Below are 24568 nucleotides of genomic sequence, written 5' to 3' on the forward strand. Positions count from 1 at the left end.
TTAGCGCCTTTCGTTAATTCCCTTTAGCGGAGGTCAGCTCCAGCTTTTCCAGTGCATATGATCGGGGAAATAGGGGAAGCGCCAATCGCGTGACTGGCCTCAGCAACATAATCCCTCCTCACATGGGCCAGCCATTTTGAGGAGGCCGGCATGCACACCCTGGACACCAGCATTACTGTAGCACCCAAGAGCGACTTCCGCCCCGGCCCAGCGCCGATGCTGACATGGATCGGTACCGACAGGTTTGTGGTGGACGACACCTACCAGCGTGAGATCGGCAAGCGAGGTCGCCAGAACATCAATCACATCGCCGAGAACTTCGACTGGTCCAAGTTCGCACCGGTCATTGTCGCTCCAGTGGAGGGCGGGAAGTACGCGATCGTCGATGGCCAGCATCGAACAATCGCTGCCATGCTCAGGGGGCTCGAGGAGGTACCCTGTCAGATAGTCCAAGCTGACCGGGCGCAGCAGGCAGCAGCCTATGCCGCGGTCAATGGGAATGTCACCAAGACAACGGCGCAACAGCTGTTTCATGCCAAGCTCGCCGCCGGCCATGAGGATGCCAGAGAACTCCATGAGGTCTGCGGCGCTGCCGGTGTAAAGATCGTCCGACGCAGCGTGTCACTCGCGAACATGGCGGTCGGCGAGACCCAGGCTGTGGGGGCGCTCACCAGGTGCCTTAAGGTCTATGGCCGTGATACCCTGATCACCGCGCTCCAATGCATCACCGAAACGGCAGACGGCAATGCCGGCTTTGTTCGGGCGACGATCATCGAGGGATACTGCCAGGCGTTGCACGGGACACCCTGGGTCGATCAGGGCGAGACCCTCTTGCGAGCAATGGACGACTTCTGCATCGTAGATGTCTGGGGCGAGGTGACAGACGGTCGAGACAATATCTTTCCGGCCACTGTGCGCCACCTGGTGACCGAGCGAGTTCGTCAGCATCTGGAACGCAGGCTTCAAGAGCCGGGTCACAACGCCGTTGATCCTGTTCGGACAACGGCCGCTCACCTTCATTGACTATGGCCGGCGATGCTACTTCGGGCCCCGTCGAGCTTGCGGAGGCGCTGCGACTGCTGATCGAGCAACTGGTAGACATCCTCGACAGCCTTGAAGGTGACGCGGACCTTGAAGGGGACGACGCAGTTGAAGTGGAGACCGATCAGAACGATGCGCCGGTCACTCTGAACCGAACGGAGCTGCCCCCTAAGGTTGCGTAGGCGATCCCGACGAACCGTCGTGATCGCCTTGCTCGCAATCCACAGCTACAGGGGGGTGAAGCCGGGCTGGAAAGGCCTAACCCAATGTTGGGCATATAAAGTCAATGGCGAGCGTTCATTGACTCGTGGCGAAATTCTGTCTTTATTGCGGCAGTCATCTTGGGGAATTTCATGATTAAAACGATTTTTACATCTGCCATTGCAGTGCTAGCCGCTTCTACTGCTGTTCAGGCTGCGGATCTGGTTGCATTCCAGCCCGAGCCAATCGCCACCACCTATGCGGCGGGCTTTTCTTGGACCGGTTTCTATGTCGGCGCCAACGCTGGGTACGGCTGGGGCACAATCGACACTAGCATCGCAGGCGCACCGGACTACAATGCCAACGGCTTCGGCGGTGGCGTGCATGCGGGCTACAATTATGATCTCGGCGGGTTTGTCGTTGGCGCGGAAGCCGACTTCAGCCTCAGCGACATGAATTACACCGAGGTCTTCGGTGGCGTGACTTCGTCGCTTCGTGTTGACAATTTCGGCAGTGTTCGCGCTCGCGTCGGCCTGCCAGTTGATCGCTTCCTGCCTTACGTCACCGGCGGTTTCGCCTACGGCACGGGTAGCTTCAACGCTTCTGCTGGCGGTTTGTCGTTCAGCGAGCGCCAGACACATGCCGGCTGGACGATCGGCGCCGGCGCTGAGTATGCCGCAACCGACAATGTGATCGTGCGCGCCGAATACCTCTACACCGACCTCGGCACCCGGAACTATCTTGGTGCCTCCGTCCCAGGTGGCATTGATGCGAACGTCAAGTTCAGCACGGTCCGCGCCGGTGTAAGCTTCAAGTTCTAGCACTCCCAATGCAGAACGAAAGGCCCAGCGATTCCGATCGCTGGGCCCTTTTTATGTGCGGTGGGATAGTTGCCAGACATCGGCACTGGCTGCGGTGAAGTCATGGAGGAGCGGCGAAACGCTGTTCAGGGTATATCGGGTAGGGAAGACGGTTACGGGCGCTGCTCCCTGCATTTGCGCAGCTTCACCACACCGTCCGCATCGGGTCTTTCGAGGGGCCGGTGTTCATCACCGATATCCGGATCTCGGCATTGCGCCGTCCGCATCTGGTGCAGCGCAGCGCGCGGATGAACCGGGCATGGTTGGCCGGGATGCTAAAGCCGGGCCCAAGCCGATCGACCAGCTGAGTGAGGTCGACCTTGCCGCTGTGGTGGCACAGACAGTCATGGCTGGCGATGCAATAGGCCGTCACGCCATCGCCTGCCTCGATCATGCTCTGTAGTGTGCCCGGTTCCGCCATGGCGCCATGATGGCGCAGGCTCGATGATTCCGGGAGGGGGACGCTGCCGATAATCCCGCTTAGCGGGGGCTGGTGAGCGAAGAAAATCACTGTCTGTTCCCAGTGACTCTTGTTTGGCGTTGCAGTTGAATGGGGTTAGGGAGGGCTCTCATGCCAAAATTCAAAGTCGCGCATTTACGCCAGCAGGGCCAGGACATGGTGATCGTGCCGCTTAGCGCCGAGTTTGGGCGTAGGACGCAAGATGAACAGCAAGAGATGATCGCTGAAATCCAACAACATTCCAGCGCGGCCGGCTTGGCCGGTATCGTGGTTCCTGTTTGGCCTGGTGGTGGCGGACGGATGGGATTTATCGCTCCGCAGCCTTGGCACCCGTTCTTTCGCAGCATGAGCCTGGCAGGCGTTCAGCGGAACCTGAATAGGGAGCTGTCCTGGTAGCGGAGAGGCTGGCCATATTCGCCGCGCCAATGATCTCCATTTCCGCCTCAGCCTCCGGAGATCGAGCGTCACTCAAGCCTCTTGCGAATTTCGCGTCTGCCCGTTCACGCATCCAGCACAGCCCCGAACAGCCCGTCCCGGCAGATCGTCTCTGCCATCTTCGCCACCAGCTCGGGCAATTCCATGCCCCGGCGCGTGGCCTCGGCGGCAAGCGTGGTGCGGAACTTGGCGGCCAGGGGGACTGGCACGTCGGCATAGGTGAAGCGCGGGTCTGAGCACTTGGCCGCAATACCCCAATGGCCGACCATGCTGGACACCTGGTTCGGCGTCGTGCCGTCCTGGAGTTCGGCCGCGATCGCCGTGCCGCTGTAGCCCTTGGCCACCATGGCCGCGATGCGGGCCACCTTGGCGTTGGGCCATCTATCGGAGAATAGCGGGGCGCCGACGCGATCAAGGGCAGGGGTTGCGTTCATGCTGTGTGTCCTGAGTTCTGAGCCGCGAGCCAATCCTCTGGCGTCCACATGGGCGACCCGATTACGTCATCGGGCCAGACATGCAACCGCCGAGTTTCCACGCCGTACTGGTGGATGATGGTCAGGTCGACATGGCTGTTGCATTGGCGCCGGAACCGAGTTCTGAACGCGTCCATCATCGGCACCAGGCTAGCCAGAGTGGTTGCTTCATCTATCATTGCCACCTCGGCCTCGGTTGGTACCGACCCGAACAACCGGATACAGGGGCCATGTTCCGCAAGGCACCATGGCTCCGGGGTGGTGCCGAGGTGGTTGACGAACTCCCATAGGCGCGGGCCTTTGGTCTCGGAAATGCCGGCAATGAGCATTCGCGTCGGCTGCAGAGGCGGCCGACCCTCCAGCCTTTGCCGCTTCAATTCTTGCCGCGCCAGTCCAATCGTCGCATCGACAGAGCCAGTTTGGCGACTCCAGTTGACTACTGCACCAGCCACCTGGTCGCTATAGCCGACGGGGCCAGTGCCGGCTATCGCCAGCGGCGCGAAAATTGAGCCACGGACCTTGTTGATGGTTTTGATCAGCGGGTAAGAGCCGCTTGTAACGTTGAGAACGCCACCGTCGCTGAGTATCTCGACCCGGTCGCAAAAGGCTTTAGCGACGATCGTGGTCATGGCCTAGTTCCAGTAAAAATAGACGTCGTGCAACTCGACCATCTTGTTGTTCAGAGTCTTGAACCGCCAGCGCGGCGCGGTACCCGAAGGCTGGCCGGTCACGTCGGTATCGGAACTTTCGACCACCCGCAGACCGCCTGGTGTGCTGAACTTCTCGGTCAGCGCCATCGCGGTCCAGGTTGTTCCGCCGTTGCGGCTGCACTCCATGGTGTAATCCGTACCGGCAACAGCGGCGTCTACTTCCCTGACCTGGATCAGCGCCTTCATGGTGGTGGGCACTGACGCGGCGGTGAAACTGGTGGACGCGACTGTTAGGTTGTTTGCGGCCGGGGTGGGCGCCCTCTGAATTAAGTCCACCCCATGCGCATATCCCGCCGTTGAGCCCCATGTGCCGCCGGCATCTACAACGTCTGCTTCGGCGCCAGCTTTGGTGTAAGAGGTTCCAGCTGCGCCTGGTCCCTGGAACGGCACGCTGCCGGTGGTTACCTCGTAAGCGACGATCAAGTTCTTACTAGGCTCTACGGTAAAAGATCCGGTCCATAGTCCAGTTCCGCCGGCAGACAGGACGCCGCCCGCCGCCCCGTCCTTAAACAACTGCATTGGTGCCGCTTCAAAGTCATAGGCGTCTCCCGAGGCCGCAGCATGCCCTATAAAGACCCTTGCAATAGTCACCCCGCTCGTGCCGCCCTTCAACGTGACCCCTACGACACCAGGTCCGGTTGATAGAATTGAAGCGGCTGCGAAGACGACGCGCTCAGTCGTGGACTCCAGGGCCCCTGTATCGCTGCTAAGCAATAAATCCACGGCAGTCGTATAGGACGGCATCCCCAGTGTTGGCCTCAGCACCCCCGCCGTGCTGGTATCGAGATTCACCGCAACCGCGGCGCAGCATGTAGTCAAAGCATTGAAACTGTCGGTCATGGAATTGCCTTTGTGTGGGAAGTGTCGGCGCGATCATCCGGCGCCGTTGGGTTTCGATAACCGGCATTAACGGGGGCGGTGACTGTCGGCATGCGTGCCCGCAGGCATCGCCTCCAAGCGGCCGGTTCGTCCCGCAGGACTTGCCGCCACGTTCTGGTCTCCGCCTTGATCGGGACGGCCTGGCGCTCCAGCTTTCCGATCCGGCGGCTAAGCGAGCTATGCATCGGCTCGCTCCCGAAGTTCGGCCAACAGCTCGCCGGTCGTGACGCCACATAGACGGGCCGTTGCGGCTGCCCAAGCCTCCTGAGGCTGCCGGCCGCCATGGGCATCGACAAAGGCGATCACCTTGGGCAGCGGGTTCGTCACCGGGGTAAGTGACCGCAGCGTCGGCATGTTGCGTTCAACGTGGGTGAGGCGGGTGCGGAGGGTCATAGCGCCATGTCCTCGGGGTAGACGCCCATCACGGCAAAGATGGCCTGAAGCTCGATCTGGTCCGGCTCGCTGATGACGTGCACCGCCTCAATCCAAGGCAGGGATTCTGCTTCCTGCTTTGCCGATATCACCGAGTAGAGGGCTTCGAGGCGATCGAGCTGGGCATCGGTCAGCAGCGCCAGTCTTTCGGACCAAAAGTCGGCATTGGTGTTGGACCGGTTCTTTACCAGCCGATCTTCGATGCGCGCGATGCGCTGGCTAAGCGCCATGGCCGAGCCTCCCCTCGATATCCTTGAGGCGCTGCTCGAGATCGGTGATCTCAATGGCTTTCACGAACTTGTCCAGGATGGCTGTGACGTCGGCCGCCTCGTCTGTGGTCAGTTCGCCGGCAGCGACGGCGGCGATGATGAAACTGATGGCAGCTGGCACGTCAGATGCCGTTGTCACCGTGGGCATACCCGTCACCAGCACCGGGCGGCCCCGGCGGGGTGGAGCAATGCGCTCCAGGCACAACCGGAGGGCTGTGGTGTCTCCACCCTTGGCCAGATCGATCGCCTTCTTGGTGATGGCGCGGGCATCGGCATCGAGCAGCTTCTCGACAGCAACCGTGGTTTTGTGCCGGGCGCCGCGTGGTCGACCCGGGTTGCCCGCTGTGAAGCGACCGGCAACCGTTCTGCCTTTGGGTGCATCATTGGTCACGCAGCCACTCCGATCCGACACGCTGAGCCAGCTCGGGCTCGACCCACGATTGCGACGTGATTTCCCCGAATGGTCCGCTGCACGGCCTGGTAGCCTTGACCATCAGACGTCTGGCCGGTTTCCCATTGAATTTCGCATTGATATCCGGCGCTGAGTTCGCGAGTGCCATTGCGGATCATTTCGATGCCGGCGGCATCCTGGACAATCACGGTTCCACGGACGAATTCACCGTCGCGGGTAATTTCCTCTCCCATGCGTCCAATTGAATGCTGCCGCCATGTCTGGGCGGATACGGCTTCGACCGGGTGCCCCAGCGTCAGTGGCCGGCCAGCGAACGAGCGCATGGCATTAGCGCTGAAGACCTCCGCACCGGGGCGATAGACGCTGACCGTCGGCAGGTCACGTCGATCAAGTTCGAACCCCGCATAGGTCTGAATGCCTGTGCGGGCGAACCGGACGTCGGCCACTAGAAAGCCGTCGGCAGTGAGCCGATATCCCTCAAGTGATGCTGCAGCGTCGGCGAAAAACATTACTGATCTCGCCAGGTGTTCATGTCGCCGATCATCTTTTCGCGTGCCAGTTCCGAAGTGTGGAGATCTGCGATCAGCCGACCGTCACGAGTGTAGCTGGCCGGACTGGCGGCGATCTTGGCCTGGTGATCAATATTGGCCTGCATATGGTCGTTCTGGCGAATTCGGTCGGCAAGCATCCTGCACGCGGCAGCACTATCGAAGGCCGGCGCCCGATCACCAAGATAGCCGTGGACCATCTCATGCTTGCTTTTGTCGTGGGCGTGCTCAGGAGAGCTCATGTAGGCATCGAGCGTGGCCCGGTCGATGGTGAGGCCATCTACGATCAGATTGCCAGATGCCCCGTCCATCATGTGGGCCGGTACGCGAACACCGGCCCCGTCCTTGACGATGCCGTTGGCGCCGCAGTCGCAGAGCGGCCCGGTGCAGGTGCATTTCTGGTTGTCGTTGGCTATCATGTTTTCGATCCTTGAGATTGTTGGAAGGCGGCCGGTCCTTGGTCCGCCCGCCTTCAGCCACCGGAATGACCCTGAAAAGGACCGGCGGATGGGGTGTTATGGGTATTCCGTCCAGCCGCTCGTGTTATGGGGCGGCCAGACATGCCGACCATCGGGGCCCAGAAGCTTGGTGCTATCCACGATCGACGGTTGCTGGTGTGAGAGATGCTCGACGCCGCGGAGAATGGATTCGGCGCTGCGGTTGGGGCCGGCATGGCGATGATCGCCGCCCAGGCGCTTATTGTTGCGGCTAAGCCGGGTGAGAAGGCCGACCATCTTGTTGGTAAGCTGCCAGAATTCCTTCAGGTCATCGGCCAGTTGATCGCGCTCCTTGATGGCTGCAGCGTGCTCCAGTTGCCGGGCTTCATCCGCCTCGCGGCCCTTGGCCTGGGTGAGGAGCGCTTCCAGCCCTTCGACAGCCTTGGTGAAGCGGGCGGCCCGGAAAGTAGCATCCCCGCTGGCCTCCCGAGCCTCCCTGACCGCCTCGGGGCGGGTAGCGGGATCGAGTGCAACGCGATCGGCTTCGGCCTGAACGGCGACGGCGGCAGTAGCACCGTCGCGGACCTCCTGCAGGAGGGCGGACAGTTCAGTAGATGACTGCTTGGTCGCGAAGGCATCGGAGATTCGATGATCGAGATCGTCTTTCTTGGCGGTCATGAGGTCGTCCTTTTCGTTAAGTGGCATTCACGGCAGTCAGCCGACGTGGCGGGCGCTGCCGTGGGGATGGTCGTGGTTGTCGTTGATGGGCTGGACGTCGCCGGGCTCGAATGCGCCAGCGAACTGGATGCCGCGTTGCGCGAGCCGTTCGGCTGCGGCACGGATGATCACCTCGTTCACGGACTGGCCGGAGCGGTTCGATTCAGTGATCAGCGCGTCGCGGAAGTCGGGAAGGACATTGCCGCCGCGCAGAAGAATGGGGACTGTTCGATGAACCATGACGATGCCTCTCTATTGGTAGGCATCTGAGCATGACTGCTGGAACCTGTGGACTGGACAGGAGTGGACATGTTCGAAGCCCGGCCATGATTGGCCGAGCATGCTTTGAATTGCTTTACCGTCGCTGGGTCAGGCGACCAGCTGCAGGGCCCTCAGATAGCGGATGACCTCGGGCGCCTCACGTTGTCCGGCCCGCAGCAGCTCCAGAGCGACCAGGTCATTGCTCATCACCATCTGCAGCGCGGGCGACGATATCTGATAGTGCCCGCCGCGCGCCGATCGACGACCGATGCCGAACTCGATGCAAAGGCGCCGGATGGTCTTCTCCGATTGGTTCGTCTCGAACGCAGCCTGTTGCAGCGACAGGATCTCATTCTGCCACATAGGGACCGGCAAGGGCCGCTTTGCTGGCTCATTGTCGACCGTATTCGCGCCGTTATTTCGGGTCTCGACATCCGAACTCATACTGCACCGCCTGGGCCATGACGACCACCGACCCGATGCGAGGCTGGGCAGCGCATGGTTTCCGAATACACCGATCTCATCCAAACCCAGTCCGCAGCGTCTTCCCGCTTGCTGATTGGTTCATTGGCGGCGCGGTCTGCCGCGCGCCATGCCTGGGCATTGGTGTCGTGCAGGCTAACAATGTCTCCTCGATCGTTCACCAATGCGTACCCAACGTCTGGCTGATGGATGACAGAGAACGACTGAGAGGAGAGGGGGGAGGTGTTAGTTAGTATTGGGGTCATAAATTGACCCCCTTGAACCGGTAGATCGGGGGATCATTTGGGCGGCCTCCACCAGCATGGATGCACTCGATTAGGCCGCGCTCGATGAGCGCATCACGGGCGCCCCGGAAGGTATTGATCGACCACTTCAGGGTTTCAGTCATTGACTTGGCGAGAATGAAGGTACCGTCCGCCTTATGCTGCAGTCGCAGAATGGATAGCAGTGCAAATGCGCGGGGATCGGCGGCAGCGAGGCTGCCGACAAGAGTGGCCTCCATGACAAGGCGCGGGCCGTAGCCAACCCAATTCTTCCCCTCGACCTCATACCCCCACGCAGAGGCAATGACCTTCAACACCTCGTCTGCAGGCAGCGGCTCGGGATAGCCGCGATTGTATTCCATCGCCTTGTCCATCAATTCCTCCAGTCGCTTGCAAGTCCGGGCCAGCTTGAGGCATTGCCGGAACAGATCATCGTTTCGGCCCTGGCCCAGGAGAATGGTGCGGCCGGGCTCACTGCGAATATTCGCAGTGACAGGGTGAGGCTCACTGTCGCCAGCCGACAGTGACGGGCTGGATTTGTCCGACGCGTCAGACATTTTGGGCAGGCACTGCAGATCATCGAGAGAGCCCCGAATGATCTGATAGACGCCGGCAATGGCTTGGCTAGGCGGTGCCACCACGAACCCATCGCCCAGGATATCAATAGGAACACGCGTGTCAGGTCGGATGCGCCTTCCCTCACCATTGTGCCGGTACCACGCTTGATAGTGGCCAGAGCCGCTGCGGACGATGAATGGCGTGTCGCCATACTGGGCAAGGCCGTCGGCCAATATCCGCTCGTCGGTCGTGTCCACGTCCAGGACGGTGATGCGATTTCGCCTGCAGGCAAGGCCGATACCGGTCGCATCTGGGAAAGACATGGCCATCTGCTCGCTGGCCTTCCTGCCAATTCCAAGATAGCCGCGCACCGCGGGCGTCTTGTCTGGACGAACAGGGAAGGTCGACACCCGGCGCTCAGCATATTCGGCCTGCCAATGCTCAAAGAGACCGGCCCGCATCCGCCAAGCCCCTCTCCCCGTCTCGGGCAAGCTCGAACAGGGCCCGGCGCGCGGACTGGATGGTCGGGAACTTGGCAACATACTGACCATCGGGGCCCCAGGTCTCGCAGCCCTCGGCCTTGCAGTTGATCCTGCCCAAGGGGCGATGGCCGTCGGTGACGGTTTCGCTTCTGTTCGCCTGAGCCCGGGTCATGCCGCGACCTCGCGAAAGAATGCCTCGAGCGCGGCCCGACTTGCGACCCAACGCTGCCCTAATTGTTTGCAGCAAGGCAGGGCGCCCGACTCCAGCAGATGATAGGTTTTGCGCTCGGTGCAGCCGAGCACCTGGGCGATCGCTTTCGCGCCCCACACGAGATCCAGTGCTTCCGTTTGCTCACCCATTAGCGCCGGCCTCCGCGAGTTCGGGACAGGCTTGAGTAGGGGCGGGGTGCTTTCCGCCGTCCTTCGTGGTCTCACCCGCGTCGGTGCCCCGGAATTTGCGGGTGCGGGGACCAGCGGGACCGTCCTCGATGGTCAGCTTGGCGCCGGCCGGGATCGACATCGACATGCGCGGGGTGCCGGTGACGGCATCCACGAACTGTACCTTGCCGGTGAAGCCCCATGAAGCGAGCACCCGGCAGCTGTCGAAAAACGGTGTCGTGGACCGGATCACGACGGGCTGGCGGTCGAGGCTGGTCGAGAACTTCATGGGCTCACCGGGGTTCAGCGGGCGGCTGCGGTCTTCGGCCACCGTGACGGTATGCGTTGCCGCGCCGGGCGCGGGCGTGATATGACTGTTCATCGTCAAGTCCATTTCCATTGGGTTGATATCGGTGCCGCCTGCCAGGGCGGTGCCTAAGAGGGTCACGGTGCCAGCCGTGGCCCTTTTGCTTGCCGCCATCATGCGGCTTTCCCCGTTTTGGGAGTTTCGGTAGGAAGGGCCGCCTCAAGCAGGTGAATTACCTGACCGGTGAGTGTCCGACGTTCATCCAACGCCCGCTGCTTCAGGCGATCCTTCAGGTCAGCCGGAAGCCGAACGACGAGGGAGGGGTCAATTCGCGCCATTGATGTTAGCTCCTTGGTAAGCACGGTGATTAAGCACGGTGCTTAGAACATGGTTAGCTATTGCATGTCAATAAGCACCGTGCTTATGAATGCTGCATGGCTAGAAATGACCCCCAGATCAATGTCCGCTTGCCGGCCGAACTCAAAGAGCGCCTCGAAGAGGAGGCTCTGAGCAACAATCGTGCATTCAAGGCAGAGGTGGTTGCTCGCCTTCAAGCCTCGTTCGAGGACAATTTTGGCGATGCAGTCCTGCTCGAGCGTATCCGAGAGCTCGTGCTCGCAAAGCGGATAAACGACCTGTTCGGCGAGGAAATATCAGATGCCATTGGCGTGTATGCCTCAAGCTATTCGGGAGCAGAAACATGGCATGAGGCCGCCGCAGAACTGATGCGTCTAGGCTTGGTCGCTGCAGAAATATTGCCACCAGACGAGAGTAAGCCTGCTGGCGGTCGCGACCTCAGGTACTGGTCGACACCGGAAGGCAGAGCTTTCATGGAGAAGCATTGGGAAGAACGTGATCGCGATCTGGAAGAGGGATCGCGAGTGCTTGATGAACTGACCAAGGCGAACCCGAAGACGGACAAGGAATGAGCGTCCGCAAACGCCGTTGGCCCGATCCGGTCACAGGCCCAAATGAGGCCTGGGTCGCCGACTATGTCGACGGCAATGGCCGGCGGCACCGGAAGCAGTTCAAGATGAAGAAGGATGCCCTTGCATTCGAGAAGCGGGCAGGGACGGAAGTTGCCGACGGCGTGCACATCGCCGACACCGATAGCCAGACAATCGCGGCAGCCGGCGAACTGTGGATTGCCACCAAGGCAAAGGCTGGCAGGGAACAGGCCACCGTCGCGCAATACCGCCAGCACCTGGATCTCCACATTAAGCCCTATATCGGCGGCACCAAGCTCAACGCCTTCAACGCGCCGGCTCTGGCCGCATGGGAGCGGCGCCTGGCCGATGATGGCCGCTCGCTGGCTATGATCCGCAAGGTTCGCGTGTCGCTCGGCTCGATCCTGGCGCGGGCGCAGCGCGAAGGGTGGACAGCGCGCAACATTGTGCGGGACATGCGCGGTGTAGGCCAGGACAGTGATGCAAAGGCGGAGAAGCGCGCCAAGGGCAGGTTACGCGTCGGCGTCGACATTCCCAGCCCGGTCGAAATCAAGGCGATTGTGGGTGTGCTATCCGGGCGCTGGCGGCCGTTGTTGCTCACGGCCATCTTCTGTGGTCTCCGTGCGTCGGAGCTCCGTGGCCTGACCTGGCCCGCCGTCGATTTCGACAAGAAGCTGCTTCACGTCCGGCAGCGTGCCGATCGCTTCAACGCCATCGGGCGCCCGAAGTCGGATGCAGGGGACCGGGACGTGCCCATGCCTGATCTGGTGGCGAACACCTTGCGCGAATGGAAGCTGCAGTGCCCACGCCGTGACACCGGCAAGAAGGATGCCGACGGCAACCCGGTGAAGGTGCTCGAGCTCGTCTTCCCGAATGGGCAGGGCAAGGTTGAAAGCCTGGCGAACATCATCAACCGCGGGCTGTGCCCGGCCATGGTCAAGGCCGGCGTGACGGTGGACAGCGGCAAGCTCGATCCTGACGGCAATGCAATCTTGGTGGCGAAGTACACGGGCATGCACGCCCTGCGGCACTTCAATGCCAGTTGGATGATCAATAGGCCGGAAGAGGGCGGGCTAGGGCTCACACCCAAGCAGGTGCAGACGCGCCTTGGCCATAGCTCCATCACGCTCACTATGGACGTCTACAGCCATCTATTCCCCAGCCAGGACGATGGCGGACAGATGAGCTCGGCAGCGGCGGCGTTTCTCGCGTGACTTCAATGGACCATTGCGGCGTAGGGTAGCGTTGTAGTGAACACATCTTGTCATCGGCTCTGTGATGGAACATATACCGAGTAGACCCGTTCTCATGGTGTTCGGGAGCCGTTTGACAGTGCCGAATGTGTGTGGAACACTCATAGTGTCGGTGCTTCGGTTAGTGATCGACCGGCTTCGTGGTCGTATAGTTCAGCCGTTTTGATACTGTATTGGTAGTCAACGGTTAACGTTCCGAGTGCACATTCGGGGAAGGGCAAGGACACGAAATGGGCGCCGCATTGCTCAAAGATCGAAACGAACGCCAATCTGCTGCAGTAAACTACCGCCTCAATGACGAGCGCTGGTCTGACATTGCTTCGTCTGTCCGCAGTCAGCTAACTCAGAACGACGCCTTCAAGACCTGGGAAGCAGAAGCAATCACCGATGCGATGATTGATACTGTGCGGGAGTTCGGAACGCTTGTTGAAGCCGAGCTATTCAAAAAACTTCACGCCCGTCAGTTTTCGATACCATTGGCCAAGAACTTGGCGCACGTCCTGACGCGAGCCTTTGGTTAATCCACAGGTATCCCTGTTCATAACTGACATTCGAATTAACCTGTGGCATTGGTAATGCCTTGTCGGGTTTGGATGATTCAACTGTGGGCGAAAATCTCAACGGCGATAGAGCGCGCGCTGCCCAAAGTGCGGCCAAGACTCTCCGTGCAGTTCTTCGCACTGAAGAGCCGGAAGAACACGCCAAAGCCATACATCGCGAAGTTGTTGACCGGGCGAACGAAGTTCTCAAGGGTCACAAGACTCGCCCCTTCACTCAGGCCCAGACTGAGGTTTTGTGCGAGTTGATATCTGGCGCAATCCATATGTCCAACTTGGCTTCAAAAAGACCCGAGAGCTGGATCGTTCGGCTCATACGCAGCTATATGCAAAAAGATCCGATGGATCAGGTGAAGATCGCAATCGCGGTAATCTTATTTGCCGGTGGTCTGGCTGGTAGTGTCTCCTTTGGTTGGTACACTGTGCCAGCCGGCCTTCGAGGTCTTGCAGATGCCTGGGAAGGCAGACCCGCTGTCGCGGTCGCTGCTGAAGCTGCAGTCACCTCCCGAGATGCCGCAGTAACTCCTGACGCACCGCAGGCGAAGCCATAGATCTGGCACATGAGCGGCACAAATTCAAAAATTGCTTTGTGTTGCGGGCCTTGATGCCAGATTGAAAATCCGCGTGTCACTGGTTCGATTCCGGTCCCGGGCACCATTTCTCCTTTTCATAACTTCTCATGCCGTCACCTAAGCCATTGTCAATAAATGGTTTAGCCGAGGCTGGCTGCTGATAGCTCATCATGGAGCACCCCTGCTTCACATCAAGCTGGGGGTATCATTCGGGGGTACCGCCACATACCCCCAGAAGGGATACTCCCAATACCCCGTCTGAGTTCGGTGTGAAGGCTGCCAAGCCTAAGGAAAAATCGTACAAACTGGCCGATAGCGGCGGGTTGTATCTCTTGGCCCAGCCCAACGGCTCCAAACTGTGGCGCCTCAAGTATCGATATGCCGAAAAGGAGCAAGCACTAGAAGTCTGCCGTGAAGCCTGTGTTCGCTCGGGGCATATGCGGACCGGGTAGTTCACCTTTCTGGGTGTGCATTCCATAGACATCGCAGCGTTGACTAGAGCATGGGTGCACTGCCCAAAAATTCCACTTCAGCAAGAATGCCGCCGAGATAAAGATAACCTACCATCATCATCAGGATAGCTGCGCCGGCTCCCACCGGGCGCACCATGGTCGCATCGTGCAACTTGGCCTCTCCCAAAAAAAGGCCGGTAATAGCGGCAAATGATGCGGCCAGCGTGGCAATGAATTGGAACGTGTCGGGCTGTCCGCCAGACTCACTGGTGCCCAGCGAGAAGCCCCCCAAAAGTCGGATGATCAATCCGACAACAAATCCCACAATGCAGAAGCTAAGGACAAATAGGACCTCACTTCCAAACACCCTGGTGGCTTCGGCAGTTCTGGTTCTCACGAGGTTGTACAGTGAGATTGGGATCAAGACCAAGGAAACAAACAGCGAAATCGCGACAAGCGGAAGGAGGAACTCCGCGACATGTATCATAACGCTGATATATGAAATCCGGTCATCAAGCATAAGGACACCTATTCACCTGTACATTGGGAGTTCAGATCAAGGCTGAGACGGCGGATGTTGACCGCCGCCTGATCGATCGCAGATTGGATACGGCGTTGCTTCAACCAAAACAGATCCTTTCGCTCTCCGCGGTTAATGGCGTTGGCCTCGAGTACAAGGCGGGTAAGTCGCGTCACGTCCTCTGCAGAGCAAGCGTCGGTCAGTGACGCGAGCTGGATGTTCCGGTCAAAGCCGCGCACTCGTCGGTCATGATCAACCCGCGCGTCATCGAATTCCACGACCTCGCTTCTTGTTCGGACTAGCTCGCGAACATGGTCCTTCCAGTCCTCGATGCGGCAATCCCTGCCTTCAAATGCAGGAACATCAGGCGACTGTGCAGCAAATACCGGAAAGTCAGTCTCTATGACGGGGCAGGCGGCGGAGGGGTAGGCAAGAAGGACAGTCAACGTCAGTATTGTAAGCAACCTCTTCACGTTTGCCTCCATGGAAACTTCAGGCGTTGCGGTTGGTGAACGACTCGCTGACAGCAGCCAAGTGGTCTAGGTGATAGCTTTGATGGCGGTGTTTGTGATCAAGTTGATGAGCGCCTTGCGGAAGAGCTCGATTCGGGCCTGCGCAATACCGGCCTCTGTAAGCGTGTGAAACTTCAGGAGTGACACTCGGCTCTTGATGAGATGAGTGTACTCTTCCCGATTGATCGTTCCCTCGGCGAGCGCTGCGGTCCACTCAACGAGCTTCTTTTGCGACGACTTCAGTTGTGCTTGTCCGTCGGTCGTGGCGTCCTCCACGAGCCGCCTAATCGCATCAGCGCCCAGATCGACGATCTTCTGGCCAACTTCCTCAGCGGCGCTATGCCAATTTGCGGCAGCTTGCTCGATGATCTCTTGCGGATTCACAGTACACCCTCCGGCGTTTTGAGTTCGGAGCAGGAACTTGCTTGTTGTTTGTTCACCTCTAGACAAATAATAAAATTAAAGGCTTCAGCGATAATTTCCTTGGATTGGTCGCGGAAATACTCCGATACACCACCTGGCTCTTCAATCTCCCAAAACGCAAAGTAACCACCCAACAAGGCCTCTGATGGGTCGCGCAGGAGCGCCCATTGCTCGGCGGCTATCTTGTTGTTGGGAATTCCAGCCGCGAATTCGTAGGCGGCGTCAATATCAACTAGAAGCTGGTCAACGACCTCTGCGTGAGTAGAAAATGACTCAGTTGAAAGTTGGACGACTGCCAAGGAGCGCGCTTTGAGGCCGGTCGCGAGCGTGTAGGCTTCAAGGCTGTAACCCGCAATTGTCGAGGTACACGCCGAAAGTACTGTCGCAGAGAGCATCAGCGTCAATACCCATACTACGGCTCGAGCGACACGAATCCATTTCTGAAATAATGTCAACTTCGTCCTCCCCAAGATAGACACGGCTTCTTAATAAGGCGCTCAACTGTGCAATTGAGTCAATGGGGAGAATTTAGAGGCGGCCTTCTGTTGTTTCTCCGGGAACACATATGGCCAATATCGAATACGCGACGACATGACGATACGGAGGCAAATCATCAATGCAGCCGGAGATTTGTATGCGGACAATGAGCAATGCTGGTCCACTTGTATGCATACAATCTGACGCTGGGTGGCGCGATGGTTGGCTCCACCGGCCACCCCGCTCCTGGTTAGGAGTGCCGAGAGGTCTGATCTAGACGGTCGAGGCGTTCTTGTAGCCAGTCCTGAACCGCCGACTCCACCCAGCCCACTCATTGGCTCCAAGCCGTACCCGCTTGGGGAATTGGCCGGCAGCTTCTAGACCGGCGCTCGCCGGCCACCGGACGCATCAGCGCTGCCGGGGCTTGTCTGTTGCGGCGTCGCGCTCAACTATCCGATGACGGGAATCGGAATGGTGCAGTGCGCCCCGATGTGCCGTGCATAGTCCATTAGTGAAGGCGGATGCCATGAACCAGATTGATCTGCACGGCCAGGTAGCCGTTGTCACCGGCGGCGCCCAAGGCCTCGGTTTTGCCATTGCCCAGCGCCTGGTCGACAGCGGCGCGCGGGTCAGTCTGTGGGATGTTGATGCCGACAGGCTGTCGCAAGCCACCCTGGCCCTGGGTGCTGCTGCTTCCTCCATGGTGGTCGACATCACCGACTATCCCGGACTGGTGCAGGCCCATGCCGCGGCTGAACGCGAGATCGGCCCGGTGTCCATTCTGGTCAATTCCGCCGGCATTGCTGGCTCCAATACCAGCGTTGAGGATTACGACCCGGAGGAATGGCGCCGTGTGGTCGAGATCAATTTGAATGGCACGTTTTACGTCAACAAGGCCGTAATCACCGCCATGAAGGCCCGCAATTATGGGCGCATCGTCAATATCGCCTCGGTGGCTGGCAAGGAGGGCAATCCCAATCTCTCGGCCTATTCGGCAGCCAAGGCCGGCGTTATTGGCCTCACCAAATCGCTGGGAAAGGAGTTGGCCAGGTTCGATATCGCGGTCAACGCCATCACCCCGGCCACCGCCAGGACGCGCATTCTCGATACCCTGACCCCCGAATTCATCGACTATATGCTGGTGCGCATCCCGCGCGGGCGCCTCCTTGAAGTCGACGAAGCCGCCGCCATGGTGGCCTGGCTGGTCAGCAAGGACAACAGTTTCACTACCGCCAGCGTCTTTGACCTCTCGGGCGGCCGCACCACCTATTGATGCCTGCTGCGGACGGCGCAGCCAAGGGTAGGGCGGGTGCTGATCGGCCCGCCGCGCTGCTCAGGGCAGGCATGGCGCCACGAATCTGGGCCGGCAGGGGTCCGGACTACAGCAGTGTCGTCATCACCGTTGCCGCGACCACAACGATCGACACGGCGGTGATGCCAGCCGCCGCCAGCATGATCTGGACGTGCTGCAGCTGCCCGGTTTGGCGAGCGTGCCGCCGTGTATCGTCGAGGCTGTCAGCGGCGGAATGGATGTCGAGATGCGCCATTGTCAATTATCCCCACAGCTTGCCGATCCGGTGCCGGATCGGTCGCCGGGCCGCCGCATTGCGCTGTTCTCACCCGCTGCCTGGCAGGGTAGTCCCACGCCAATAAACGGCGAAATCCATGCTGCAAACGCGGTTAATGTACAATAAACGCCACCGGCCCAAATCTTGTATGGCAGATCATTGATTCCGGGCACGGATCATGGCAAACAAGCCCGATGACACACCTGCACCCAGATCGCCTGTTCCCCGCGTCCGAGCCCGCTCAGACCATTGCCCGCCAGCTTTATGCCGAGGTCCAGGGCCTCCCGCTGATCAGCCCGCACGGTCACACTGACCCGGCCTGGTTTGCCAACAATGCGCGCTTTTCCGATCCAGCCAGCCTGTTTCTGACGCCCGACCATTATGTGTTGCGCATGCTGCGCAGCAGGGGCCTGAGCTATGATGATTTGGGCGTGCCCCGCAAGGATGGCGGGCCGGTTGCCAGCGGGCGCGACGCCTGGCGCCTGTTCGCCGCCAACTATCACCTGTTTGCCGGCACACCCTCCAAGACCTGGGTCGATCATTCGCTCATGGCGGCCTTTGGCATCGAGGAAGAGCTTTCAGCCCAGACCGCCGACGCCATCTACGACCGCATTGATGCTGCGCTGGCCACGCCCGATCTCCTGCCACGCGCCATTCTCGACAGCGCCAAGGTGGAAGTTATTGCCACCACCGAATTCGCCCTCGATACCTTGCTGCATCATCAAAAGATGAAGGCCGATGGCTATCTCGGCCGCGTCCGCACCACCTATCGCCCTGATGACGTCACCGATCCCAGCCGCCCCGCCATTGCCGAAAACCTGCAGAAATTTGGCGAACTGGCCGGCGAGGACATCACCAGATGGGCCGGGCTGATCAACGCCCATCGCAATCGCCGCGACTATTTCCGGCAGCACGGCGCCGTCGCCACCGACCATGGTGTGCCGACGGCCAACACGGCAGATCTGCCGCTGGTCGAAAAGCAGGCGCTGCTCGACCGGGTGCTGGCCGGCAGCCACACCGCCGAGGATGCCGAACTGTTCCGCGCCCAGATGCTGACCGAAATGGCCCTGCTGGCTGTTGAGGACGGCATGGTCATGCAGATCCACGCCGGCTCGCGCCGCAATACCGATCCGCTGCTGCTGGCCGAACGTGGCACCGATCTGGGCGCCGACATTCCGGGCACCACCGATTATGTCAACGGCCTGCGTGCGTTGCTCGCCCGTTGCGGCAATGAGCCCAATCTGCGCGTCATCATGTTCGTGCTTGATGAAACCACCTATGCGCGCGAACTGGCGCCCATGGCCGGCTACTGGCCATCGCTGATGATCGGCCCTCCCTGGTGGTTCCATGATAGCCCGCAGGGCATTCGGCGCTATCTCGATCAGGTCGTGGAAACTGCCGGCTTCTATAATCTGGCAGGCTTTAACGACGATACGCGGGCCTTGCTGTCGATTCCGGCCCGGCACGATGTCTGGCGCCGCGAAGTCTGTGGTTTCCTTGGGCGCTGGGTTGGCGAGAACCGCCTGTCGCGCTCATCGGCCACCGATATCGCCAAACATCTGAGCTACCAGGCCGCCAAGGATGCCTATCGCATCAAATAGTGCGCGGCGTTGCTGCGCGGTCACAACTCACCCCGGCCCTCGGCCGGGGTTCTTGTATTGTGGGGCGGCCTAGGGCGATTTCCATAGTACTACGATCATCAGCACCAGCCCGGTGAGCAGCAGCACGATCAGCCCGCCAATCCCATTGCGGACCTGCCGCAGCAGGCCGGGCCGCGCTTCCTCGGCAGTGATGATGTCGCTCATCGCGGTTTGTCGGTGCGGTTCATTGTAACCATGATGCGTCATAGCTAGTCCTCCCCAGCTATTGCTTGTGCATCTCCCACCATGCGCCCTCAGCCGCTAAACAAGCGTTGTTGGCGGGCGCTTTTCACGCAATATGCTTGATTTTGTGTCAAATGCGATTGATCGACGACATGGCGCCGCCATATCTGATCAACTTTTCCGGCCTGATGCCGGTGCCAGTCGAATCCTTGCCACCGTTCTGCTCTAATGGCTTTCATGATGAATCAGTCGCCCATCGAAACCGCGCTCAGCCGCGCCATGATCCGTTGGTCCCTCACCAAGTCGACGCCGATTGCCGACACCCCAGGCAGCGCGCTGTTCAAGGTCGAGCAGAACGGCCGCAACTTTGCCGTGCTGAAAATTCTCAAGCCCGTTGCAGCCGAAGCGGAACGCCGCGGCGCCGAACTGATGAACTGGTATGGCGGCAATGGCGCAGCGACAATATTCGACATTCATGGTGATACCATCTTCATGGAATGGCTCGACGGCGGCACGCTGGGTGACGCGGTGCGCGCCGGCCATGATGATCAGGCGACCATTGCCATCTGCTCGCTGACGGCCAGCCTGCATGGCCCCCGTCCCGGTGCGCCCGAACACCTGCTGCCGCTGCGCGCGCATTTTCAGCCACTGTTTGACACCGATATCCGCGCCTGGCCGCACACGGCGCGCGACCTGTTTGCCCGGGCCAGTGGCATTACGCTCAAGCTGTTTGATCGCCCCTCGGCACAGATACCGCTGCATGGGGACCTCCATCACGACAATATCCTGTCCGCCGATCGCGGCTGGCTGGCTATCGATCCCAAGGGTCTGCTCGGCGATCCGCTCTATGATCTGGCCAACATATTTCGCAATCCGGTTGGCATGCCCGATCTGGTCAAGGATCCCCGCCGCATTCAGGCGCTGCTCGATGCCTTCGCTGACCGGCTCGGTTACGACCGCAAGCGGATGTTGGGCTGGGCCGCAGCCCATTCCGCGCTGAGCGCCTGCTGGAATCTGGCAGCAGGCAAGTCGATTGCCGTCGATCTGGCCGCCTTGCCGCTGCTGCTCAGTGCCCACGATCAGGCTTGACGTCGCGACCGGCCATTTTCATCATCTGGCAACCCCGCCTGCGCAATTATCTCACACAGTGGTGCGGAAGGCGCGACGCCAAAACGCCGCAATTATCCTGCCACAGGACGCCATTCCGGAGTGTATTTGATGACGTTACTGGCCCGCCGCAGCTTTCTCGTTTTTGGCGCCGCTGCAATTCTGGCCGCTTGTTCATCGACCATCCCGGTATTGCCCAAATCGGCCAGCACGCCCGAGACCCTGACCGATGCGGAAATCCTGACGGCCATCAACGCCGTTCGCGCGGCCAATGGGGCGCCGCCCTGGACCTACAATACGCAGCTGGAAAATGCCGCCCGGTCGCACGCCCGCCTGATGGCGCAGAAGAACACTCTCAGCCACAATCTGGGCGTCACCCTGCGCCAGCGTGTCACCGTCGCTGGCTATATCGGCGCCGTCGGCGAAAACGTCGCCAAGGGCTATAAGGATTTGCCTGCTGCAATTGAGGGCTGGATGAACTCGTCAGGCCACCGCTCGACCCTGCTCAACCCAAAATTCACCGAATTCGGCCTGGCTGCGGCCACTACCTCCAGCGGCAAGGTCTATTGGGCGATGATCGCCGGCGGCAGCTTCGCCCCCTGGCTGCGGGCAATCTAAACCGTCAGCGTCCGCCGCACCGCATCATCCCAGCCCTTGATCTTGGCGTCCCGCGTGGCGGCATCCATTTCCGGGGTGAACCGCTGGTCCAGTGCCCAACTCTGAGAAAATTCGGCCATTCCAGGCCAGACCCCCGCCTTCGATCCTGCCAGCCACGCCGCGCCCAGCGCCGTGGTTTCAAGGATTTTGGGTCTGTCCACCGGCGCGTCCAATATGTCGGCCAGAAACTGCATGGTCCAGTCCGACGCCACCATGCCGCCATCGACGCGCAGCACTGTCTTGCCGCTCTCGCCCCAGTCCTTGCGCATGGCTTCGAGCAGGTCGCGCGTCTGGTAGCACACCGCCTCCAGCGCCGCCTTGGCGATCTCGGCCGGGCCTGAATTGCGGGTCAACCCATAGATTGCCCCCCGCGCATCGGCATCCCACCACGGCGCCCCGAGGCCGACAAAAGCCGGCACCATATAAACACTCTGGCTCGGATCTGCAGTGCGGGCCAGCGGTCCGGTTTCGCTGGCATGCTTGACCAGTTTCAGCCCGTCTCGGATCCACTGCACCGCAGCGCCGGCAATAAAGATCGAGCCTTCCAGCGCATAAATCGTCTGCCCGTCCAGCCGATAGGCAATGGTGGTGAGCAGGCGGTTCTTCGAGCGCACCATGTCCGTGCCGGTATTGAGCAGGGCAAAGCACCCCGTGCCATAGGTCGATTTCAGCATGCCGGGCTCAAAGCATGCCTGCCCGATACTGGCGGCATGCTGGTCGCCTGCGACCCCCAGGATCGGCATGGCCGCACCGAACAGGCTGGCCTCGGTGGTGCCGAAATCAGCGGCGCAATCCTTGACCTCGGGCAGCAAGGCGGCGGGCACCGTGAATAGCGCCAATAGCTGCTCGTCCCAGCCATTAGCTGCAATATCGAACAATAGCGTACGGCCCGCATTGGTGGCGTCCGTCACATGCGATGCGCCGCCGGTCAGCCGCCAGATCAGAAAGCTGTCAATGGTCCCAAATGCCAGTTCGCCCGCCTCGGCCCGTTGCCGCGCGCCCTCGACATTGTCTAGTAGCCACTTGATCTTGGTGCCGGAAAAATACGGGTCGAGCAGCAGACCGGTCTTGTCGGTAACCAGCGCTTCATGCCCGTCCTGCTTGAGCTTGGCGCAATAGCCCGCCGTGCGCCGGTCCTGCCAGACAATGGCGTTGTGAATGGCTTTGCCGGTCTGTCGATCCCAGATCAGCGTGGTTTCGCGTTGATTGGTGATGCCGATGGCCGCCACATCGCCAGCCGTGATCCTGGCCTCGCTCAGCGCCGTCTTGACCGCCCAGACCACGCTTTCCCAGATTTCCTCGGGATCATGTTCTACCCAGCCATCCTGGGGGAAAATCTGGGCGAACTCCTTCTGACCCACCCCGGCAATGCTGCGATCCTGCGCGAATACCATCGCCCGGCTCGAGGTCGTGCCCTGATCGATCGCCAGAATATACTTGGTCATGCTCGTCTCCTCCGCCTCCTTTAGCCCTCTCCCGCAAGGGGAAAAGGAAGCATTCCGCTAAAGTGCCTTGCGCGCCATATAGGCTTCCAGCCGCGCCACATCCTCAGCACTAACCCGCAGCCCCAGCTTGGTGCGCCGCCACAACACGTCTTGTGCCGTTCGCGCCCACTCATGGGCAACTAGATAATCCACTTCGGCGGCATAGAGATCGGCGCCGAAATGCTGCCCCAGGCTGGCCAGGTCCTGTCGCTCGCCCAGCAGCCGGCGCGCCCTGGTGCCATAGAGCCTAGTCAACCTGTGCACCAGACTCTTGGGCAGTTCGGGGTAATCCTTGCCCAGCCGGCGTACTTCGGCGTCGAAAGCCAGGGGTTCAAAATCGCCGCCGGGCAGGGTGCTCTTCTTGGTCCACGGTTTACCCTTGGCCCCCAGCACCTCTTCGATTTTTTCCAGCACCGACTCGGCCAGCCGGCGCGAGGTGGTCAACTTGCCGCCAAACACATTGATCGCCGCGCCGCTTGCCGCATCGCCATCGAGTTTGAGCACATAGTCGCGGGTTGCTTCCTGCGCCGCGCTGGCGCCATCGTCAAACAGCGGCCGCACGCCCGAATAGCTCCAGTGGATATCGGCCCGCGTCAGCGGCTTGGCGAAATATTCACTAGCCGCGCTCAGCAGATAGTCGGTTTCGGCATCGGAGATTTTGACGTCCCTGGGGTCGCCCTCATAATCCTCGTCCGTGGTGCCGATCAGCGTGTAATCGCCTTCATAGGGAATTGCGAAAATGATCCGCCCGTCGCTATTCTGGAAAATGTAGCAGCGGTCGTGCTCATAGAGTTTGTGCACCACAAGATGGCTGCCTTTGACCAGCCGCACATTATGCGCGCCGTTCTGGCCCATTGCCCCGGTGATCACCTCGTCCACCCATGGCCCGGCGGCATTGACCACCAGCTTCGTCCGCACGGTTTGGTGCCCGGATTCGCCGTCCAGTTCGACAATCCATCCGCCCTGGTCCCGGCGCAGGCTGGTCACCTTGGTGCGCACATGCACCGTGGCGCCACGATCAGCGGCGTCGCGCGTGTTCAGTACCACGAAGCGGGCATCGTCAACCCAGCAGTCGGAATACTCAAACCCCAGCTTGAAGCCTGGCTTCAGCGGCTTGCCGGTAATGTCCTTTTGCAGATCCAGCGTCTTGGTCGGCGGCAGCAGGCGCCGCCCGCCCATATAGTCATACATTGCCAGCCCGGCGCGCAGGATCACCGCCGGGCGCAAGCCTTTGTGATGCGGCAACACGAAGCGCAGCGGCCAGATGATGTGCGGCGCGGCGGCCCACAGCACTTCGCGTTCCGCCAGCGCCTCATGCACCAGCCGGAATTCGTAATGCTCGAGATAGCGCAGCCCGCCATGCACCAACTTGGTCGCCGCCGACGAGGTGCCCGAGGCGAGGTCGTTCATCTCGGCCAGGGCGACCGAATAGCCGCGGCCCACCGCATCCCGCGCCACGCTGGCGCCGTTGATGCCGCCGCCGATGACAAAGATATCGACACTGTCGCTCACGCGCATGGATTCCATCCTCTGTTGCTTTCGTTTCTACGCGTTTGCATTTCGGATAGGAAGCGCAGAGTTTCGATTTTCTGCTTTGCAGATGATCTTGC

At 60.4% G+C, this 24568-nt stretch carries 37 protein-coding genes; 14 read left to right on the forward strand and 23 right to left on the reverse strand.

Going from position 1 to position 24568, the window contains the following annotated elements; genetic code table 11:
- Positions 1-150: 150 nt before the first annotated feature.
- From ABFY71_RS13440 to ABFY71_RS13450, 3 genes are all read left to right on the forward strand, one after another.
- Positions 151-1023 carry a DUF6551 family protein gene (locus ABFY71_RS13440; RefSeq protein WP_347946551.1) on the forward strand — a complete coding sequence of 291 codons (873 nt, stop codon included), beginning with the start codon at positions 151-153 and terminating at the stop codon, positions 1021-1023.
- Positions 1024-1025: 2 nt separating this feature from the next.
- Complete coding sequence (locus ABFY71_RS13445) at positions 1026-1223, forward strand: hypothetical protein (protein WP_347946552.1); 198 nt, start codon at positions 1026-1028, stop codon at positions 1221-1223.
- A 171-nt stretch (positions 1224-1394) separates the two neighbouring features.
- On the forward strand, positions 1395-2063 hold the full coding sequence (locus tag ABFY71_RS13450; protein ID WP_347946553.1) for an outer membrane protein: 669 nt from the start codon (positions 1395-1397) through the stop codon (positions 2061-2063).
- A 184-nt stretch (positions 2064-2247) separates the two neighbouring features.
- Here ABFY71_RS13450 and ABFY71_RS13455 read toward each other — a convergent pair whose 3' ends face one another.
- Positions 2248-2613, reverse strand: coding sequence for a hypothetical protein (locus ABFY71_RS13455; RefSeq protein ID WP_347946554.1), 366 nt, complete (start codon positions 2611-2613; stop codon positions 2248-2250).
- 60 nt (positions 2614-2673) lie between these two features.
- On the opposite strand from ABFY71_RS13455, the gene ABFY71_RS13460 reads away from it, so the two are divergent.
- Positions 2674-2958, forward strand: coding sequence for a hypothetical protein (locus ABFY71_RS13460; RefSeq protein WP_347946555.1), 285 nt, complete (start codon positions 2674-2676; stop codon positions 2956-2958).
- Positions 2959-3062: 104 nt separating this feature from the next.
- Here ABFY71_RS13460 and ABFY71_RS13465 read toward each other — a convergent pair whose 3' ends face one another.
- From ABFY71_RS13465 to ABFY71_RS13505, 9 genes are all read right to left on the reverse strand, one after another.
- Positions 3063-3431 (reverse strand): hypothetical protein, encoded by a 369-nt coding sequence (locus ABFY71_RS13465; protein WP_347946556.1) that lies wholly within the window; start codon positions 3429-3431, stop codon positions 3063-3065.
- Entirely contained in the window at positions 3428-4099 is a 672-nt protein-coding gene (locus ABFY71_RS13470) for a hypothetical protein (protein ID WP_347946557.1), read from the reverse strand. Before ABFY71_RS13470 ends, ABFY71_RS13465 begins: the two co-directional genes overlap by 4 nt.
- A 3-nt stretch (positions 4100-4102) precedes the next feature.
- Entirely contained in the window at positions 4103-5020 is a 918-nt protein-coding gene (locus ABFY71_RS13475; protein ID WP_347946558.1) for a hypothetical protein, read from the reverse strand.
- A 216-nt stretch (positions 5021-5236) separates the two neighbouring features.
- Positions 5237-5452, reverse strand: coding sequence for a hypothetical protein (locus ABFY71_RS13480; protein ID WP_347946559.1), 216 nt, complete (start codon positions 5450-5452; stop codon positions 5237-5239).
- Positions 5449-5721: a hypothetical protein gene (locus ABFY71_RS13485; RefSeq protein WP_347946560.1), complete on the reverse strand. Its 273-nt coding sequence runs from the start codon at positions 5719-5721 to the stop codon at positions 5449-5451. The genes ABFY71_RS13480 and ABFY71_RS13485 overlap by 4 nt, the downstream gene beginning before the upstream one ends.
- Complete coding sequence (locus ABFY71_RS13490) at positions 5711-6151, reverse strand: hypothetical protein (protein ID WP_347946561.1); 441 nt, start codon at positions 6149-6151, stop codon at positions 5711-5713. The genes ABFY71_RS13485 and ABFY71_RS13490 overlap by 11 nt, the downstream gene beginning before the upstream one ends.
- Positions 6148-6681, reverse strand: a complete 534-nt coding sequence (locus ABFY71_RS13495; RefSeq protein ID WP_347946562.1) for a DUF2213 domain-containing protein — start codon at positions 6679-6681, stop codon at positions 6148-6150. Before ABFY71_RS13495 ends, ABFY71_RS13490 begins: the two co-directional genes overlap by 4 nt.
- Complete coding sequence (locus tag ABFY71_RS13500; protein ID WP_347946563.1) at positions 6681-7139, reverse strand: hypothetical protein; 459 nt, start codon at positions 7137-7139, stop codon at positions 6681-6683. Before ABFY71_RS13500 ends, ABFY71_RS13495 begins: the two co-directional genes overlap by 1 nt.
- 96 nt (positions 7140-7235) lie before the next feature.
- On the reverse strand, positions 7236-7835 hold the full coding sequence (locus tag ABFY71_RS13505) for a hypothetical protein (RefSeq protein WP_347946564.1): 600 nt from the start codon (positions 7833-7835) through the stop codon (positions 7236-7238).
- Here ABFY71_RS13505 and ABFY71_RS13510 point away from each other — a divergent pair.
- On the forward strand, positions 7806-8144 hold the full coding sequence (locus tag ABFY71_RS13510) for a hypothetical protein (protein ID WP_347946565.1): 339 nt from the start codon (positions 7806-7808) through the stop codon (positions 8142-8144). The two genes, ABFY71_RS13505 and ABFY71_RS13510, sit on opposite strands and share 30 nt — an antisense overlap.
- Positions 8145-8243: 99 nt before the next feature.
- Here ABFY71_RS13510 and ABFY71_RS13515 read toward each other — a convergent pair whose 3' ends face one another.
- From ABFY71_RS13515 to ABFY71_RS19335, 5 genes are all read right to left on the reverse strand, one after another.
- Positions 8244-8579: a hypothetical protein gene (locus ABFY71_RS13515; RefSeq protein WP_347946566.1), complete on the reverse strand. Its 336-nt coding sequence runs from the start codon at positions 8577-8579 to the stop codon at positions 8244-8246.
- A gap of 280 nt (positions 8580-8859) precedes the next feature.
- On the reverse strand, positions 8860-9900 hold the full coding sequence (locus ABFY71_RS13520; RefSeq protein ID WP_347946567.1) for a bifunctional DNA primase/polymerase: 1041 nt from the start codon (positions 9898-9900) through the stop codon (positions 8860-8862).
- 189 nt (positions 9901-10089) lie between these two features.
- The gene (locus ABFY71_RS13525) at positions 10090-10281 is read right to left on the reverse strand and encodes a helix-turn-helix domain-containing protein (RefSeq protein ID WP_347946568.1); all 192 of its coding nucleotides are present in this window, start codon (positions 10279-10281) and stop codon (positions 10090-10092) included.
- Positions 10274-10783 (reverse strand): hypothetical protein, encoded by a 510-nt coding sequence (locus ABFY71_RS13530; protein ID WP_347946569.1) that lies wholly within the window; start codon positions 10781-10783, stop codon positions 10274-10276. Before ABFY71_RS13530 ends, ABFY71_RS13525 begins: the two co-directional genes overlap by 8 nt.
- Entirely contained in the window at positions 10780-10944 is a 165-nt protein-coding gene (locus tag ABFY71_RS19335) for a ribbon-helix-helix domain-containing protein (RefSeq protein WP_431021536.1), read from the reverse strand. The genes ABFY71_RS13530 and ABFY71_RS19335 overlap by 4 nt, the downstream gene beginning before the upstream one ends.
- Before the next feature lie 96 nt (positions 10945-11040).
- Here ABFY71_RS19335 and ABFY71_RS13535 point away from each other — a divergent pair, with 96 nt between their 5' ends.
- From ABFY71_RS13535 to ABFY71_RS13555, 5 genes are all read left to right on the forward strand, one after another.
- Positions 11041-11535 carry an Arc family DNA-binding protein gene (locus ABFY71_RS13535; RefSeq protein WP_347946570.1) on the forward strand — a complete coding sequence of 165 codons (495 nt, stop codon included), beginning with the start codon at positions 11041-11043 and terminating at the stop codon, positions 11533-11535.
- Positions 11532-12767, forward strand: a complete 1236-nt coding sequence (locus tag ABFY71_RS13540) for a tyrosine-type recombinase/integrase (protein ID WP_347946571.1) — start codon at positions 11532-11534, stop codon at positions 12765-12767. The genes ABFY71_RS13535 and ABFY71_RS13540 overlap by 4 nt, the downstream gene beginning before the upstream one ends.
- A 269-nt stretch (positions 12768-13036) precedes the next feature.
- The gene (locus ABFY71_RS13545) at positions 13037-13327 is read left to right on the forward strand and encodes a hypothetical protein (RefSeq protein WP_347946572.1); all 291 of its coding nucleotides are present in this window, start codon (positions 13037-13039) and stop codon (positions 13325-13327) included.
- Positions 13328-13410: 83 nt separating this feature from the next.
- The gene (locus ABFY71_RS13550; RefSeq protein ID WP_347946573.1) at positions 13411-13914 is read left to right on the forward strand and encodes a hypothetical protein; all 504 of its coding nucleotides are present in this window, start codon (positions 13411-13413) and stop codon (positions 13912-13914) included.
- A gap of 191 nt (positions 13915-14105) precedes the next feature.
- Complete coding sequence (locus ABFY71_RS13555) at positions 14106-14387, forward strand: Arm DNA-binding domain-containing protein (RefSeq protein WP_347946574.1); 282 nt, start codon at positions 14106-14108, stop codon at positions 14385-14387.
- A 43-nt stretch (positions 14388-14430) separates the two neighbouring features.
- Here the strand turns inward: ABFY71_RS13555 and ABFY71_RS13560 are convergent, their stop codons facing one another.
- The 4 genes from ABFY71_RS13560 to ABFY71_RS13575 form a co-directional block, all read right to left on the reverse strand.
- Entirely contained in the window at positions 14431-14907 is a 477-nt protein-coding gene (locus ABFY71_RS13560) for a hypothetical protein (protein ID WP_305580358.1), read from the reverse strand.
- A gap of 8 nt (positions 14908-14915) precedes the next feature.
- Entirely contained in the window at positions 14916-15380 is a 465-nt protein-coding gene (locus tag ABFY71_RS13565) for a hypothetical protein (RefSeq protein ID WP_347946575.1), read from the reverse strand.
- 66 nt (positions 15381-15446) lie between these two features.
- On the reverse strand, positions 15447-15803 hold the full coding sequence (locus ABFY71_RS13570; protein WP_305580361.1) for a hypothetical protein: 357 nt from the start codon (positions 15801-15803) through the stop codon (positions 15447-15449).
- Positions 15800-16297, reverse strand: coding sequence for a hypothetical protein (locus ABFY71_RS13575; protein WP_347946576.1), 498 nt, complete (start codon positions 16295-16297; stop codon positions 15800-15802). The genes ABFY71_RS13570 and ABFY71_RS13575 overlap by 4 nt, the downstream gene beginning before the upstream one ends.
- A 548-nt stretch (positions 16298-16845) precedes the next feature.
- Here ABFY71_RS13575 and ABFY71_RS13580 point away from each other — a divergent pair.
- Complete coding sequence (locus tag ABFY71_RS13580; RefSeq protein WP_347946577.1) at positions 16846-17592, forward strand: SDR family NAD(P)-dependent oxidoreductase; 747 nt, start codon at positions 16846-16848, stop codon at positions 17590-17592.
- 106 nt (positions 17593-17698) lie between these two features.
- On the opposite strand, the gene ABFY71_RS13585 is transcribed toward ABFY71_RS13580, so the two are convergent.
- Entirely contained in the window at positions 17699-17866 is a 168-nt protein-coding gene (locus ABFY71_RS13585; protein WP_347946578.1) for a hypothetical protein, read from the reverse strand.
- A gap of 179 nt (positions 17867-18045) precedes the next feature.
- On the opposite strand from ABFY71_RS13585, the gene uxaC reads away from it, so the two are divergent.
- Complete coding sequence (uxaC, locus tag ABFY71_RS13590; protein WP_431021542.1) at positions 18046-19488, forward strand: glucuronate isomerase; 1443 nt, start codon at positions 18046-18048, stop codon at positions 19486-19488.
- Positions 19489-19557: 69 nt separating this feature from the next.
- Here uxaC and ABFY71_RS13595 read toward each other — a convergent pair whose 3' ends face one another.
- Positions 19558-19734: a hypothetical protein gene (locus tag ABFY71_RS13595; protein ID WP_347946580.1), complete on the reverse strand. Its 177-nt coding sequence runs from the start codon at positions 19732-19734 to the stop codon at positions 19558-19560.
- A gap of 216 nt (positions 19735-19950) precedes the next feature.
- Here ABFY71_RS13595 and ABFY71_RS13600 point away from each other — a divergent pair, with 216 nt between their 5' ends.
- Together ABFY71_RS13600 and ABFY71_RS13605 are read left to right on the forward strand one after the other, a co-directional pair.
- Positions 19951-20799, forward strand: a complete 849-nt coding sequence (locus tag ABFY71_RS13600; protein WP_347946581.1) for an aminoglycoside phosphotransferase family protein — start codon at positions 19951-19953, stop codon at positions 20797-20799.
- Between the two features lie 129 nt (positions 20800-20928).
- Positions 20929-21435: a CAP domain-containing protein gene (locus tag ABFY71_RS13605; RefSeq protein ID WP_347946582.1), complete on the forward strand. Its 507-nt coding sequence runs from the start codon at positions 20929-20931 to the stop codon at positions 21433-21435.
- Here ABFY71_RS13605 and glpK read toward each other — a convergent pair.
- Complete coding sequence (gene glpK / locus ABFY71_RS13610) at positions 21432-22919, reverse strand: glycerol kinase GlpK (RefSeq protein ID WP_347946583.1); 1488 nt, start codon at positions 22917-22919, stop codon at positions 21432-21434. The genes ABFY71_RS13605 and glpK overlap by 4 nt on opposite strands.
- A 57-nt stretch (positions 22920-22976) precedes the next feature.
- Positions 22977-24476, reverse strand: a complete 1500-nt coding sequence (gene glpD, locus ABFY71_RS13615; protein WP_347946584.1) for a glycerol-3-phosphate dehydrogenase — start codon at positions 24474-24476, stop codon at positions 22977-22979.
- Positions 24477-24568: the final 92 nt, after the last annotated feature.

The sequence above is a fragment of the Devosia alba genome, assembly GCF_039938915.1.
In the GTDB taxonomy this organism is placed as follows: Bacteria; Pseudomonadota; Alphaproteobacteria; order Rhizobiales; family Devosiaceae; genus Devosia; species Devosia alba.